This is a genomic window from Shimia sp. MMG029, assembly GCF_027947445.1.
Classification (GTDB): Bacteria; Pseudomonadota; Alphaproteobacteria; order Rhodobacterales; family Rhodobacteraceae; genus Shimia.
Genome location: NZ_JAQJIM010000011.1, coordinates 20,255 through 33,554 on the forward strand (window position 1 = coordinate 20,255; position 13,300 = coordinate 33,554).

14 protein-coding genes and 1 riboswitch are annotated in these 13,300 nt (G+C 57.7%); of the genes, 11 read left to right on the forward strand and 3 right to left on the reverse strand.

What is annotated here, in order from left to right; all coding sequences use genetic code 11:
• Positions 1-62: 62 nt before the first annotated feature.
• On the forward strand, positions 63-1,241 hold the full coding sequence (locus tag PJL69_RS18785) for a DUF4062 domain-containing protein (protein WP_271311054.1): 1,179 nt from the start codon (positions 63-65) through the stop codon (positions 1,239-1,241).
• A 117-nt stretch (positions 1,242-1,358) separates the two neighbouring features.
• On the opposite strand, the gene fabA is transcribed toward PJL69_RS18785, so the two are convergent.
• On the reverse strand, positions 1,359-1,868 hold the full coding sequence (gene fabA, locus PJL69_RS18790; protein WP_271311055.1) for a bifunctional 3-hydroxydecanoyl-ACP dehydratase/trans-2-decenoyl-ACP isomerase: 510 nt from the start codon (positions 1,866-1,868) through the stop codon (positions 1,359-1,361).
• 198 nt (positions 1,869-2,066) lie between these two features.
• Here fabA and irr point away from each other — a divergent pair, with 198 nt between their 5' ends.
• A complete protein-coding gene (irr, locus tag PJL69_RS18795; protein WP_209100575.1) occupies positions 2,067-2,513 on the forward strand; it encodes a Fur family transcriptional regulator Irr in 447 nt (148 codons plus the stop codon).
• Between the two features lie 115 nt (positions 2,514-2,628).
• A complete protein-coding gene (locus PJL69_RS18800; protein WP_271311056.1) occupies positions 2,629-3,612 on the forward strand; it encodes an NADPH:quinone reductase in 984 nt (327 codons plus the stop codon).
• A gap of 5 nt (positions 3,613-3,617) precedes the next feature.
• Here the strand turns inward: PJL69_RS18800 and PJL69_RS18805 are convergent, their stop codons facing one another.
• Positions 3,618-4,211, reverse strand: a complete 594-nt coding sequence (locus PJL69_RS18805; RefSeq protein ID WP_271311057.1) for a hypothetical protein — start codon at positions 4,209-4,211, stop codon at positions 3,618-3,620.
• 95 nt (positions 4,212-4,306) lie between these two features.
• Positions 4,307-5,176, reverse strand: a complete 870-nt coding sequence (locus PJL69_RS18810) for a hypothetical protein (RefSeq protein WP_271311058.1) — start codon at positions 5,174-5,176, stop codon at positions 4,307-4,309.
• A gap of 142 nt (positions 5,177-5,318) precedes the next feature.
• On the opposite strand from PJL69_RS18810, the gene miaB reads away from it, so the two are divergent.
• From miaB to metK, 8 genes are all read left to right on the forward strand, one after another.
• Positions 5,319-6,659 carry a tRNA (N6-isopentenyl adenosine(37)-C2)-methylthiotransferase MiaB gene (gene miaB / locus PJL69_RS18815; protein ID WP_271311059.1) on the forward strand — a complete coding sequence of 447 codons (1,341 nt, stop codon included), beginning with the start codon at positions 5,319-5,321 and terminating at the stop codon, positions 6,657-6,659.
• Positions 6,660-6,961: 302 nt separating this feature from the next.
• Positions 6,962-7,468, forward strand: a complete 507-nt coding sequence (locus PJL69_RS18820) for an OmpA family protein (protein WP_247743599.1) — start codon at positions 6,962-6,964, stop codon at positions 7,466-7,468.
• Between the two features lie 12 nt (positions 7,469-7,480).
• A complete protein-coding gene (locus tag PJL69_RS18825) occupies positions 7,481-7,780 on the forward strand; it encodes a hypothetical protein (RefSeq protein WP_271311060.1) in 300 nt (99 codons plus the stop codon).
• 172 nt (positions 7,781-7,952) lie between these two features.
• Positions 7,953-8,993 carry a PhoH family protein gene (locus PJL69_RS18830; protein WP_271311061.1) on the forward strand — a complete coding sequence of 347 codons (1,041 nt, stop codon included), beginning with the start codon at positions 7,953-7,955 and terminating at the stop codon, positions 8,991-8,993.
• A gap of 64 nt (positions 8,994-9,057) precedes the next feature.
• Positions 9,058-9,564: an rRNA maturation RNase YbeY gene (gene ybeY, locus PJL69_RS18835; RefSeq protein WP_271311062.1), complete on the forward strand. Its 507-nt coding sequence runs from the start codon at positions 9,058-9,060 to the stop codon at positions 9,562-9,564.
• A 55-nt stretch (positions 9,565-9,619) separates the two neighbouring features.
• A complete protein-coding gene (locus tag PJL69_RS18840; protein ID WP_271311063.1) occupies positions 9,620-10,516 on the forward strand; it encodes a hemolysin family protein in 897 nt (298 codons plus the stop codon).
• On the forward strand, positions 10,509-12,023 hold the full coding sequence (gene lnt / locus PJL69_RS18845) for an apolipoprotein N-acyltransferase (RefSeq protein WP_271311064.1): 1,515 nt from the start codon (positions 10,509-10,511) through the stop codon (positions 12,021-12,023). Before PJL69_RS18840 ends, lnt begins: the two co-directional genes overlap by 8 nt.
• A gap of 35 nt (positions 12,024-12,058) precedes the next feature.
• Positions 12,059-12,108, forward strand: a riboswitch (SAM-SAH riboswitch).
• Positions 12,109-12,112: 4 nt separating this feature from the next.
• Complete coding sequence (metK, locus tag PJL69_RS18850; RefSeq protein ID WP_271311065.1) at positions 12,113-13,294, forward strand: methionine adenosyltransferase; 1,182 nt, start codon at positions 12,113-12,115, stop codon at positions 13,292-13,294.
• Positions 13,295-13,300 lie beyond the last annotated feature (6 nt).

Consider the following 13,300-nt stretch of genomic DNA (forward strand, 5'->3'; position numbering starts at 1 on the left):
CCTTAAGCGCGCCAGTGATGATACCGACTACCTTATGAGTGGTAGATTTTGGATTCGCACACATGGCCAAAAACATAAAACAATTCGACGTGTTTATTTCATCGCCTTCCGATGTTGACGCTGAGCGGGATATCGTTGAAGAGGCAATTGATCAGATCAATAAGCTTAAAGGTGAAAAGGAGGGGTTTCGTTTGAACCCTCTTAGGTGGGAGAGAGACGTTGCACCTGAAATGGGAGGGCAACCTCAAGCCTTAATAAACAAGCAAATTGGAGATGATTACGATATTTTCGTAGGCATTCTATGTAACAGGTTTGGGCAAAAAACAGAGAATTTTGACTCCGGTACTGAAGAAGAGTTCCGAATGGCTTTTGACAGGCTTAGCTCTGATGAAGGTGGTCCAGAAATACTCTTTTACTTCAAGGATCCAAGAAGATCTGAGTTGCCAATCGATGCCGAGCAGTTCCTGAAGGTTTCAAAATTCAAAGAACAGATTGGTAGTCTCGGAGTATACGGGGAGTTTGATACACCCGAAAACCTGAAGACCAAACTTCTTACTGCTTTGATGAAAGCACTTGACAGAATTTCGGAAGCGGCATTGGCAGAGGCGCAAGGAGATGACCGTCAGGTTGATACAGTATCAGAAAACAGTAGCGCAATGGTTGTTGTTGACTCCTTTGATGAGGATCTTGGGTTGATGGAGTTGTCGGATATGATTTCCGATGCTTTGGACAACTTTATTGAAACGATCGACAGGATGGCAGCATCAACGGCTAGGTTCGGAACAAAGCTAATGGTGCGAACAAATGAGATTTCAAACCTAAAACAGACTGGAGACACAAGGCAGGACAGAAAAAATGCCAAACTAGTCGTTGATAAGGTTGCTTCAGAAATGCGACGATTTACTCACCTGCTTGATCAGGATGTTCCAGATGCGCGACGTGAGTTCGGCGTCGCGCTACGATGTACGCAGCACGCGGTCATAATTTCCGACCAAGATGGCATGACGGGAGATGGCGAACTTGAGGCTATTGTTGATAGCTTTCAAGCTTTAAGAAATACCATTGACATGGTTTACGGGCAAGTGGCTGGCTTTAAAGATGCAATTGGTTCAACACCCCGTTTGACGTCGAATCTTAATCAAGCAAAACGCCATGCGATGAACTCTGTTAGCGATCTGCTAGAATTTTTCACCGAGGCATCAGCAAGTATAGACGACGCATTGGAAGCTATTCAAAGGTGAGAAATCTACTAATATTCAGAGAGTTCTTAGCTTTGCCATCGAATGCAATAAAAGAGGCCCTCGGGCCTCTTTTGAAAAAATAGCTTAGTGAGAAAGACAGCTCATAATCGCCCAAAATCAGCTCTCGCTGAGCGCCACCTTCATGTCTTTGACCTCATAGATCACCTCGCCGTCGGCTTCGACGATGCCGTCGGCCACGCCCATGGTCAGGCGGCGGGTTTGGATGGCTTTGGTGAAGTCGATTTTGTAGGTCAGCATCTTGCGGTCCGGGCGCACCATGCCTTTGAGTTTCACTTCGCCCACACCGAGTGCGTAGCCGCGCCCCTGCCAGCCGCGCCAGCCGAGGTTGAAGCCGGTCAGTTGCCACAGACCGTCCAGACCCAGACAGCCAGGCATGATTGGGTTGTTTGGGAAGTGACAATCAAAGAACCAGAGGTCTGGCGTGATGTCGAACTCTGCCAGAATGTGGCCTTTGCCATGGGCGCCGCCGTCGCTGGAGACCTCGGTGATGCGGTCCATCATCAGCATGGGCGGGGCTGGGAGCTGCGCATTGCCGGGACCAAAGAGCTCGCCGCGCGCGCATTTCAGCAGATCGTCTTTGTCAAAGCTCGTTGGATAGTCGGCCATTCTGGGGTCCCTTATCAGTCCGTTTGATTTGGACCCCTCTAGCACTTGCGCCCATGCCCCTGCAAGGCGGCTGTGGGGGCGCCTCTTTCGGGCAGACCCACTGTCTGAAAGGGTCTGTTTCCCACTTGCGACTCATTTTCAATTGAAACTGCCCCTTAAAATGCGCTAAACATGACCCGCACAATCAGGATTTGACCCATGAGCACGACAGACGGCACACAGGCACATATCTCAGATACCCCGGTACAGGTTGGCACGAAGTGGCTGGCATCCGGTGGGCTGCGCCCGACGCGTCAGCGTGTGGCGCTGGCGGCTCTGCTGGTGGGCGACGGCAATGACCGCCATGTGACGGCGGAAAGCCTCTATGCCTCTGTGCAGGATTCCGGGGATCGTGTGTCGCTGGCGACAGTTTACAACACGCTGCGTGCGTTTTGTGAGGCTGGTCTGATGCAGGAAATCACGGTTGATGGCGCCAAAAGCTACTTTGACACCAACACCGGCGATCACCCGCATTTCTTCTGGGAAGATGACCGTGTGTTGACCGATGCGCCGTCTGAGCAGCTCAAGATTGCCCGCTTGCCGGACGCGCCCGAAGGTGCTGAGATTTCCAAGATCGACGTGGTGATCCGCCTGCGCCGCACCTGATCGGCGCCTGACTTTCTGACATGTTGTGACGTGGCGGTCGCGCAATTGTGCGTGGCCTTTGCCTGTGTCAGCATGCGCGGAAACTGACCGTACGACAACAGAGAGGGAGCGCGCGATGAAGGCAGTGACCTGGCGCAAATTTGGCGCAGCGCAGGATGTATTGCAGGTGGAGGAATTGCCAAAACCAACCCCGGCCGCGGGAGAGGTTTTGGTGCGGGTTGCTTTTTCAGGCGCGAATCCCTCGGACGCAAAGGCACGCAGTGGCACGCGCCCCGGTGTGACCAAACCGCCGTTTGAGGTGATCGTGCCCCACAGCGATGGTGCCGGTGTGATTGAGGCGGTGGGCGCAGGCGTGGATGCGGCGCGCGTCGGCGCGCGTGTCTGGATCTGGAACGGTCAGTGGCAGCGCCCCTTTGGCACCTGTGCGGAATATGTGGTTTTGCCTGCGGATCAGGCCGTGACCCTGCCGGAAACGGTCTCTCTGGAAGTGGGGGCAGTGCTGGGCATTCCCGGTCTGACCGCGGCGCAGACCGTGTTTGGCGACGGGGATGTGACGGGTAAGGTGGTGCTGGTTTCCGGTGGCGGCGGCTCTGTTGGCTTTCTGGCGGTGCAGCTTGCGGCCTGGGGCGGGGCGACGGTGATCGCCACCTGTGGTGCACGCGATATGGCGCGGGTGAAGGCAGCAGGGGCGACACATGTGTTTGATTACGCAAGCCCAACTTTGGCGGAAGATATTCTGGCTGTCAGCGGTGGTGGCGTGGACCGCGCGGTGGAGGTTGAACTGGGGCCCAATCTCGCGCTGCTTGCCGAGGTCATGAAGCCGTTGGGCACCATTGCCGCCTATGGTTCTGCCAAGGACATGACACCTGAGATGCCGTTTGGCCCCATGCTGTTCAAGGCGCTGAAGCTTGACATTACCTTGATTTACATCCTGCCCAAAGCGGCGCGGGATGCGGCGATTGCACGTCTGCATGACGCGTTGACGGCGGGCGCGCTGACCCTTGAGACCCCCAATGTGTTTGCCCCAGATGCGGCCGGGGCTGCGCATGATCTGGTCGAAGCAGGGGGGCGCAAGGGCGCGGTTTTGGTGGCGTTCTGAGGGGCTTACCCGCAATAATGTTCCGGCTTAGAGGTGCCCGTCAGTTCAAACACTGGCGGGCCAAAGCTGTCATTTGAAAAGCTGTATTCATGCAAGTGGCCATCGATCACGGCTAAGGCATGCGGGGAGCGAAAGTCCTTGGCATGATGCGCTAAGGCTCTTTGCAGATTGAACGATGAGACGCAGATGGCGCCTTGGCGTTTGCCTGCGGCCTCAATCCGCATTTGGGTCATGAACTCCGTTGCTTTCAGGCTGAGGGTCACGCTCACCACGACAATCATGGGATGCACCAGCGCGCGCCACATGCGGCTGAGCGATGGTTTTGCCAGATGTAGCAGGGCAAACAGACTTGCGCTCATGATAAGTGGCAGCGCCATGCTTGGGAAAAAGAGTTCTGGCACGAGGTAGGCGTATCTGGAGAGGGAGGCGAGATACAGCAGGAAGACCGGAGGAAAGATGACTGCCAAAATGGGCGGGATCAGGGAGAGGTAAAGCGCGCCCAGAACAAAAAGCACAGAGATCTGTGCCAGCGGTATGTAGAGGCTTCGCGTCGTTGTGGTGCCCCGCGCTTTCATGGCTCTGTAGAGCGAAACCGCCATGGTGCCCCACCACGTTGCGCAACACGCAAGCGCGACGAAAGCCAAGAACCAAACGGTCGCCATGCTAGTGAGGGCCGCCTGTCAGAACCACCATGCTAGAACCATTGCCCCGGCTCCATCAGGCCAAGGTCGAGCAGTTGGCGGGAGTGCCATTCAAAGCGCACGGAGTTGTGCCAGCTGAATTGCTGAATGTCGAAGGTTGAGCCCGGATTGGATTTCAGCGCTTTGGCCGCTCGGAAGGAGCACACCGCCGCGGTCAGGTTGTTGTGCCAGGGGCAGGCGTAGGTGTTGTATTCCTGATCGTTGAAGGTGAAATCCTCATTGAGGATCAGGCCGGGTTGGCTGCGGAAAATCGAGATCCGGTCGATCTTGCGCCGGTTGGAGGGGATGTGCTCCTCAAACCGCCAACGCAGGCCGCCAAAGAAATCCAGCTGCCGTTCTTTGGGCTGATCGTGGTTCTCCGCGTCAGGCCGCGCCAGCGCGTAATAGCCGGAGCGGTCGAGCTGCGCGGTGTCAAGTGAAACGGCGTTTGGGGTCTGCCACAGATCTGCCGCATAGAGATCAATCACATAGGTCAGCATCGCATCGCGGCGCTCCTCAGAGTGAAAGGCGAGCATTTCGCCAATGCCGCGCGTTTCACAAAACGGATAAAACAGATACTCCGCGTTGAAGCAGTAGTAGAGCCAGATGTCAGGCGCGGCTTTGGTGATGGCGTTCACCGCCTCGCGCATGGGTTGGCCATTGGCCCGCTCCATGGTCACACGTTGGCAGCGCTCTGTCAGATCTGCGGGCAGTTTGAAGCTGTGCGGCATAAAGGCGATGACAGATTGAAAGCCCAGCGACAGATGGTGGCGCAGCGTGCTGGCAAGCTCCACATCATCTTCGGCAAAAATCAGGGCAACCGGGCCTTTGGCAAGGTGGTCCTGACCGGTTTGCAGGAATTGCTCCAGCGAGTCGTATGTCATGCACTGCCCCACATGCGTTTTTGCGCGTTCTTTCATGCGCTTGTTTGTGTTAAAATCTGCCAAAACCCTCTGCATTGCAAGCACCCCTCTTTTTGATGTAGAGACGCGCCTTGAAACCGCGAGACGCGACAGGATGAGTGCCATGGCCGAAAATACTGAAGCTGAGAAAAAGAAGCTCTTCATCAAGACCTACGGGTGTCAGATGAATGTCTACGACAGCGAGCGCATGGCAGAGGCCATGGGGGGCGCTGGTTACGAGACGACGGACAACGCAGATGACGCGGATATGATCCTGCTCAACACCTGTCACATCCGGGAGAAAGCGGCGGAGAAAGTTTATTCCGAACTCGGGCGTTTCAAGGGGCTTAAGGCGGAAAAGCCAAACCTGAAGATCGGTGTGGCAGGGTGCGTGGCGCAGGCTGAAGGCGAAGAAATCATGCGCCGCCAGCCACTGGTGGATCTGGTCGTGGGGCCGCAGGCCTATCACCGTCTGCCAGAGATGGAGGCCAAGACCCAGGAGGGTGTGAAGGCGCTCGACACGGATTTCCCGGAAGAAGACAAATTTGAAAAGCTCAAGCGCCGCCCTAAAGCCAAGCGTGCGCCCACTGCGTTTCTGACCGTGCAGGAAGGCTGTGACAAATTCTGTGCCTTCTGTGTTGTGCCCTACACCCGTGGCGCCGAGGTAAGCCGCCCGGTGGATCGCGTGCTGACCGAAGCGCGGGATCTGGTGGAGCGCGGCGTGCGTGAAATCACCCTGCTGGGCCAGAACGTGAACGCCTATCATGGTCTGCATGGCGCGGGCGATATGACTTTGGCGGGGCTGATCTGGGAACTCGACAAGATCGATGGGCTGGAGCGTATTCGCTTTACCACCAGCCACCCCAACGACATGATGGACGATCTGATCGAGGCCCATGGCACCTGCGAAAAGCTGATGCCCTATCTGCACCTGCCGGTGCAGTCCGGCTCCAACAAGATCCTGAAACGCATGAACCGCAGCCATGACCGCGACAGCTATATCAAGCTGATCGAGCGCATCCGTGCCGCGCGGCCGGATATGCTGCTGTCTGGTGATTTCATCGTCGGCTTCCCAGAAGAGACCGAAGAGGATTTCCAGGACACGATGGATCTGATTGAAGAGGTCCGCTACGGGCAGGCCTACAGCTTCAAATATTCCACCCGTCCCGGCACGCCTGCGGCGGAGCGTCCGCTGGTGGATGAGGCCAAATCCAGCGACCGTCTGCAACGTCTTCAGGCGCTGCTCAGCACGCAGCAGCGCGAAATTCAGGACAGCATGGTCGGGCGAGAGGTGAGCGTGCTTTATGAAAAGCCGGGGCGTCTGGATGGGCAGATGGTGGGCAAGTCCGATTATCTGCATGCGGTTTATGTGCATGATCCCAAAGGGCAAATCGGCGAGATCAAACGCGTGAGAATCGTGGAGAGCAGCACCAACTCTCTGGGGGGAGTGCTGATCGGCGATTGATCGCGCTGCGGAAACATTGTCGGGCACAGCCAAAAATTGATGACGGCGCTCCATTTTGATGGGCGCGCCTTTGTCACATTATGACCATATTTTTATGTGCCAGCCGCGAGAACTTTGCATTTCTTCTTCACTTAATGCGCTTTTCACTGCATTTTAAGACAATGTTGAAAGCCTTGATTTAGAACGTGTTTCGATTGAACGAAGCTTTCGGGGGTTATGGAGAGGGTATCGCTGTGGCGAAAAATTCCAAAAATAAAATGCGGGCGATTTTGGGGAGTGCGGCAGCTGCCTGTGTTGCGCTTATGTCCATTGCCGAACCCGCCCTCGCGCAGAACCAGCGCACGGTGCTTGGCCAGCGCTATGTGCCAACTGTCTGGGTGGATCCAGATGGCTGTGAGCACTGGGTGATGGACGATGGTGTGGAGGGCTACATGACCCCACACGTCAACCGCCAGGGTATTCCGGTTTGCCGCCGGGGCAATATCTGTGGGGTGATGAACTCTGACCAGTTCTTTGCCACGGACAAACATTACATCAACACGGCCAACCGCCAGAAACTGGCGGAGTTTTTCAAAAGCGCAAACGCCTCTGCCTTTATCATCTTGGGCCACACGGACAGCCGCGCCAGCGACAGCTACAACATGCGCCTGAGCTACAACCGTGCCAATGCGGTGGCGAAAGTTGCCCGTCAGAGCGGTGCGCGGGTTGCGGATGTGCGCGGCTATGGCGAGCGTATGCCACGCGCCACCAACCGCACGTCAGCGGGCATGGCGGAAAACCGTCGCGTTGAAATCATCTGCCTGCGCTGAAGGGGAGCGAGCATGAAACGGATCAAAGGTGTTCTTCTTCTTGGGCTGGCCGCGAGCGTGTCTGCCTGTGTGGAGCCAAAAATTGACAAGACTGTGGACAATGGCCGCGACTCTGGCCACCTAAGCAACCTTATTGCCGGGGTCTGGGTCGATCCAAATGGGTGTGACCACTGGATCATTGATGACGGTGTAGAAGGCTATCTGTCTCAGCGTCTGGATCCCTATGGCAAGCCGGTCTGCTCTGGTGCGGCCCCTCCCGGCGTGGCGACTGGGCCTTACAAAGAAGGTTCCAAGTTTGGCGATTGGATCTGATCGGATCCAGATCGACACAAATGCGCGCCGTCAGCCCTGTGCTGGCGGCGTTTTTCTTTTGGGCGCCTGTGATGAAATTTGCAGGCGTCATGGAAAATTCACTGGCGTGCGCTTGCACGTGGCGGCCCAACTTGGCACGATAGGCACAGACCCTTCGCTACAGGAGAAGTGATTGCCCACCGGCACAACGTCCCAACCGCCCGCCACCACCGCGCCCAAACCAGCGTCGGTCGAGTTCCCAGACAACCGTTTGCTGATCGAACTTTGCGGCGAATACGATCGCAATCTTGCAGATATAGAGCAGAAGCTTGGCGTCCAGATCCTGCGTCGGGGCAACCAGCTTGATATTCACGGCGAAGAGCCTGCACAGGCAGAGGCCGTTGAGGTGCTGACTGGGCTTTACACACGGCTGGAGAGTGGCAAATCCGTCGATCCCGGAGATATTGATCGCGAGATCCGTATGGGACCCTCAGAGGCAGAGACCGGCGCGCGCGATGGTGACCAGCTGGAGATGTTCAAAGGCGGCCCGGTTGAGATCAAGACCCGGAAAAAGCTGATTGAGCCGCGCACAGACGCGCAAAAAGCCTATGTTCTGTCGCTGTTTAACAACGAGCTGGCCTTCGGCATTGGTCCTGCGGGTACGGGTAAGACCTATCTGGCGGTGGCGGTGGGGGTGAGCATGTTCATCTCTGGTCAGGTGGACCGGATCATCCTTTCCCGCCCTGCGGTGGAAGCGGGTGAAAAGCTTGGCTATCTGCCCGGCGACATGAAGGACAAGGTCGATCCCTACATGCAGCCGCTTTATGATGCGCTGAATGATTTCTTACCCGGCAAACAGCTGGCCAAGCTGATTGAGGAAAAGAAGATCGAAATCGCACCACTGGCGTTCATGCGCGGGCGCACGCTTGCCAATGCCTTTGTGGTGCTGGATGAGGCGCAGAATGCCACCACCATGCAGATGAAAATGTTCCTGACCCGTCTGGGCGAAGGCTCGCGCATGGTGATTACAGGCGACCGCAGCCAGATCGACCTGCCGCGCGGCGTGCCCTCCGGCCTGAAAGATGCGGAACGTCTGCTCAAAGGCATTTCCAACATCAGCTTCAACTATTTCACGGCTGAGGATGTGGTGCGCCACCCGCTGGTGGCTGCGATCATCAAAGCCTATGACGCCGATGCGGTGCGCGCTTTGGCGGAAAAAGAAAAGAAGGCATGAGCGTGTCTCATTCTGAAAATATCCACGGGGGTGCGGGGGCAGTCAGCCCCCGTGCGACGCCTGCATGCTGACCGACACCATCCTGGAAGACCCGCGGTGGGACACGCTTGATTTCGAAACCCTTGCCGAAACTGCCGCGCAGGCGACCTTGGCGCATCTAGCGCTTAAGGCTGAGGATTTCGAGATTGCCGTGTTGGCCTGTGATGATGCGCGGATTGCCGTGCTGAACGCCGATTTTCGCGACAAGGACAAGGCCACCAATGTGCTGAGCTGGCCCAGCGAGGAGCGTGGTGCAGAGGAAGATGGGGGCGCGCCCGATGCGCCTGAGCCCTCCATGATGGGCATGCCGGAAGAGCTGGGGGACATCGCGATTTCCTATGACACCTGCCTCAGAGAGGCAGAGGAGGCGGGTAAATCGCTGACAGATCATTGCACGCATCTTGTTGTTCATGGCGTGTTACATCTTTTGGGGTATGATCATATCCGTGACAAAGATGCCACTTTGATGGAAGGTCACGAGGTGGCCATACTTGGCAAACTGGGTCTGCCGGACCCATATGACGACAACTAAGGGGCGCGAAAGCCTCGCTTAACAGACCAATGACACCGATCATCGGAAAGGACAGATGGGCGACAGTATAGACGGGTCTTCTAACGCAGCGCTCCGCGCGCAGCCGGAAGGCAAGAAAAACGCATCAAAAGGCTGGTTGAGCCGCCTTTTGGGCTCCAAAGACACCGTGCAGCCGGGCGCAACGCGCGCGGTCGCCCCCTCCGCCCCGGCGGGTCAGGTCCATGGTATGGTCAACCTGCGCCGCATGCGCGTTGAGGATGTGGCGGTTCCCAAGGCTGATATTATCGCGGTGCCCAACACCATCACCAAAACAGAGCTGGTGCAGCTGTTTCGCGACAGCGGCATGACCCGTCTGCCGGTCTATGACAACACGCTGGACACGCCGGTCGGCTTTGTCCACCTGAAGGATTTTGCGCTGCGCCACGGCTTTAACGGCAATGGCGATGCGGATTTTGATGTCGCCAAAGTGCTGCGTCCGCTGTTGTTTGTGCCACCGTCCATGACCATTGGCGTGCTGCTCACCAAGATGCAGACCGAGCGGCGGCATATGGCGCTGGTGATTGATGAATATGGCGGTGTCGATGGTCTGGTGACCATTGAGGATCTGATCGAGCAGGTGATCGGTGACATCGCTGATGAACATGACGTCGAAGAGGCGGATCTGTTTGTTGAGGAAAAGCCTGGCTGCTATCTGGCGCTGTCCAAAACCCCGCTGGAGGATTTTGAGGCCGCCATTGGCCGTTCGCTGACCCACCACGAAGAGGTGGACCGCGAGGAAATCGACACGCTTGGTGGGCTGGTCTTTATGCTGAGCGGCCATGTGCCCGCACGGGGTGAAGTGGTGGAAAGCCCGGATGGCGTGGAATTTGAGGTGGTGGACGCCGATCCACGCCGCATCAAACGTCTGCGTGTGTTTGTGCCCAGCCCTTCGGTGGTTGTGCAGGATGGCTGACACCCAATCGTCGGAAGGGCGGCGCGGCTGGCGTGCTGTGCCTTTCCGCATTGCCGCTGGCGGCGCGTTGCTGGGCAGCATGGCCGGGCTGGGCCATCCGCCGTTTGATCTCTGGTGGGCGACGCTCCTGGCCTTTGCGGCGGTGTTTTATCTGCTGCATGAGGTGCAGCGTGGGCGCGAAAGTGCCTGGTTGGGCCTTGGCTTTGGCACCGGCTATTTTGCCATGTCGCTGCATTGGATTGTGGAGCCTTTCTTTGTGGATCCGCTGCGCCATGGCTGGATGGCGCCCTTTGCCATTGTCTTTATGGCGGTGGGGCTGGCGCTGTTTTGGATGGCGGCTTTCTGGGGGGCAAAGCGGCTGCATCCCAGCGGCTGGCCCGTTGTGCTGACGCTGACGGTTGCGGAGCTTGCGCGGGCCTATGTGCTGACGGGGTTTCCCTGGGGCATGCCTTCCTATGTGCTGGTGGATCGGATGGCCGGGCAGGGCGCGGCCTTTGTGGGGCCACATGGGCTGAATCTGCTGCTGTTTGCGGTCGGTCTTGCGCTGGGGCTGTCATTGGCTGCCAAACGTGGGCGGCGCCTGTTGGCCCCGTTCGGACTCGCCGGTGCGGTTGCGCTGGCAGGGCCGATGCCGACACCAGAGCCGATCGCAACGGATGATCGTCCGGTGGTGCGGCTGGTGCAGCCCAATGCCCCGCAGCATCAGAAGTGGGATCCGGAACACACCGGTGTGTTCTTTGAACGGCTTGTGCGCGCCTCAGCAGCAGGTGAGGTGCGGCCTGACTTGATTGTCTGGCCAGAAACCGCGGTGCCGGTGCTTTTGAATTACGCCGAAGAAACGCTTCAAATCATAAACCGCTCTGCGGCGGGGGTGCCCGTGGTTTTGGGGATCAACCGGTTTGAAGGGCTGCGCATTCACAATGCGGCGATCCTGCTGGATGGGCAGGGGGCGGTGGCCGCAACCTATGACAAGCACCATCTGGTGCCTTTTGGTGAGTACATCCCGCTGGGCAATCTGTTGTCGCGCGTTGGGATCGCGGGCTTTGCGAGCCAGAATGGTGAAGGGTTCTCGTCGGGGCCGGGGCCTGCGCTGATGGATCTTGGGGCGCTGGGCAAAGCTTTGATGCTGATCTGTTATGAGGCGGTTTTCCCGCAGGATGTGTTTGGCGCGCCCGCGCGGCCGGACTTCATCCTGCATCTGACCAATGATGCGTGGTTTGGCAGTTTCTCTGGTCCGTTCCAGCATCTGGCACAGGCCCGGATGCGGGCGATTGAAAGCGGTCTGCCGGTGCTGCGCGCCGCCAACACCGGCGTGAGCGCGGTGATTGATGCGCAGGGGCGCGTGCTGGACGCGTTGCCGCTCAACACCGAGGGATACCTGGATGCGGCACTCCCAAAACCACTAGCGCTGACCCTTTATGCGCGCACCGGGGATTGGCTGTGCTTTGCGGTGGTGGTCTTACTGATATGCGTTGCGGCCTTAACGATGAGGCGCAATAGCGATTGACCCGGCCCGCCCGCTCAGATAGGGCGGATCAGACTTTGTCGTCACAACGGCTTCCTGACGTGACGATCGATTATCCAATGGAGCACTTCATGACACGACAGAACTACACGTTTACTTCCGAAAGCGTTTCGGAAGGCCACCCAGACAAGGTCTGTGACCGTATCTCGGACGCCGTACTTGATGCCTTTTTGGCAGAAGAACCAGAGGCCCGCGTTGCGGCAGAAACCTTTGCCACCACAAATCGCGTGGTGATTGGCGGCGAGGTTGGTCTGTCGGATCAGGACAAGCTGCATGACTATATGGGCAAGATCGACGAGATCGCGCGCGCCTGTATCAAAGACATCGGCTATGAACAGGAGAAATTCCACCACGAAACCGTGGAAATCACCAACCTGCTGCACGAGCAATCCGCCCATATCGCGCAGGGCGTCGATGCGGCCGAGGACAAAGACGAAGGTGCGGGCGATCAGGGCATCATGTTTGGCTATGCCACAACAGAGACTGAGGCGTTGATGCCCGCCCCGATCCAGTATTCCCACGCGATCCTGCGCCGTCTGGCCGAGGTGCGCAAATCTGGCCAAGAGCCAACACTGGGCCCGGATGCGAAATCCCAGCTGTCGGTGGTTTATGAAGGCGGCAAACCTGTGGGGGTGAGCTCCATCGTGCTGTCCACACAGCACCTTGATGAGACCATGAGCAGCGCGGATGTGCGCGCCGTTGTAGAGCCTTACATCCGCGAAACCTTGCCTGAGGGCTGGATCACGGACGCCACCGCGTGGCACGTGAACCCAACTGGCAAGTTTGTGATTGGTGGCCCGGATGGGGACGCAGGTCTGACAGGGCGTAAGATCATCGTGGACACTTACGGCGGCGCAGCCCCACACGGTGGCGGCGCGTTTTCGGGCAAAGATCCAACCAAGGTGGACCGCTCCGCAGCTTATGCCGCGCGCTATCTTGCCAAAAACGTGGTGGCCGCAGGCATGGCAGAGCGCTGTACCATTCAGCTGTCCTACGCAATTGGCGTGTCTGAGCCGCTTTCTGTCTATGCAGACACGTTCGGCACAGGAGAGGTCGCCCCGGCGGAGATCGAACAAGCGATCCGCAATGTGATGAGCCTGACCCCACGCGGTATTCGCGAAAAACTGCAGCTGAACAAGCCGATCTACCAGCGCACCGCAGCCTATGGCCACTTTGGCCGCACCCCGGATGCGGATGGCGGCTTCAGCTGGGAGCGCACCGATTTGGTCGAAGAGCTGAAAAAAGCAATCTGAGCAAGG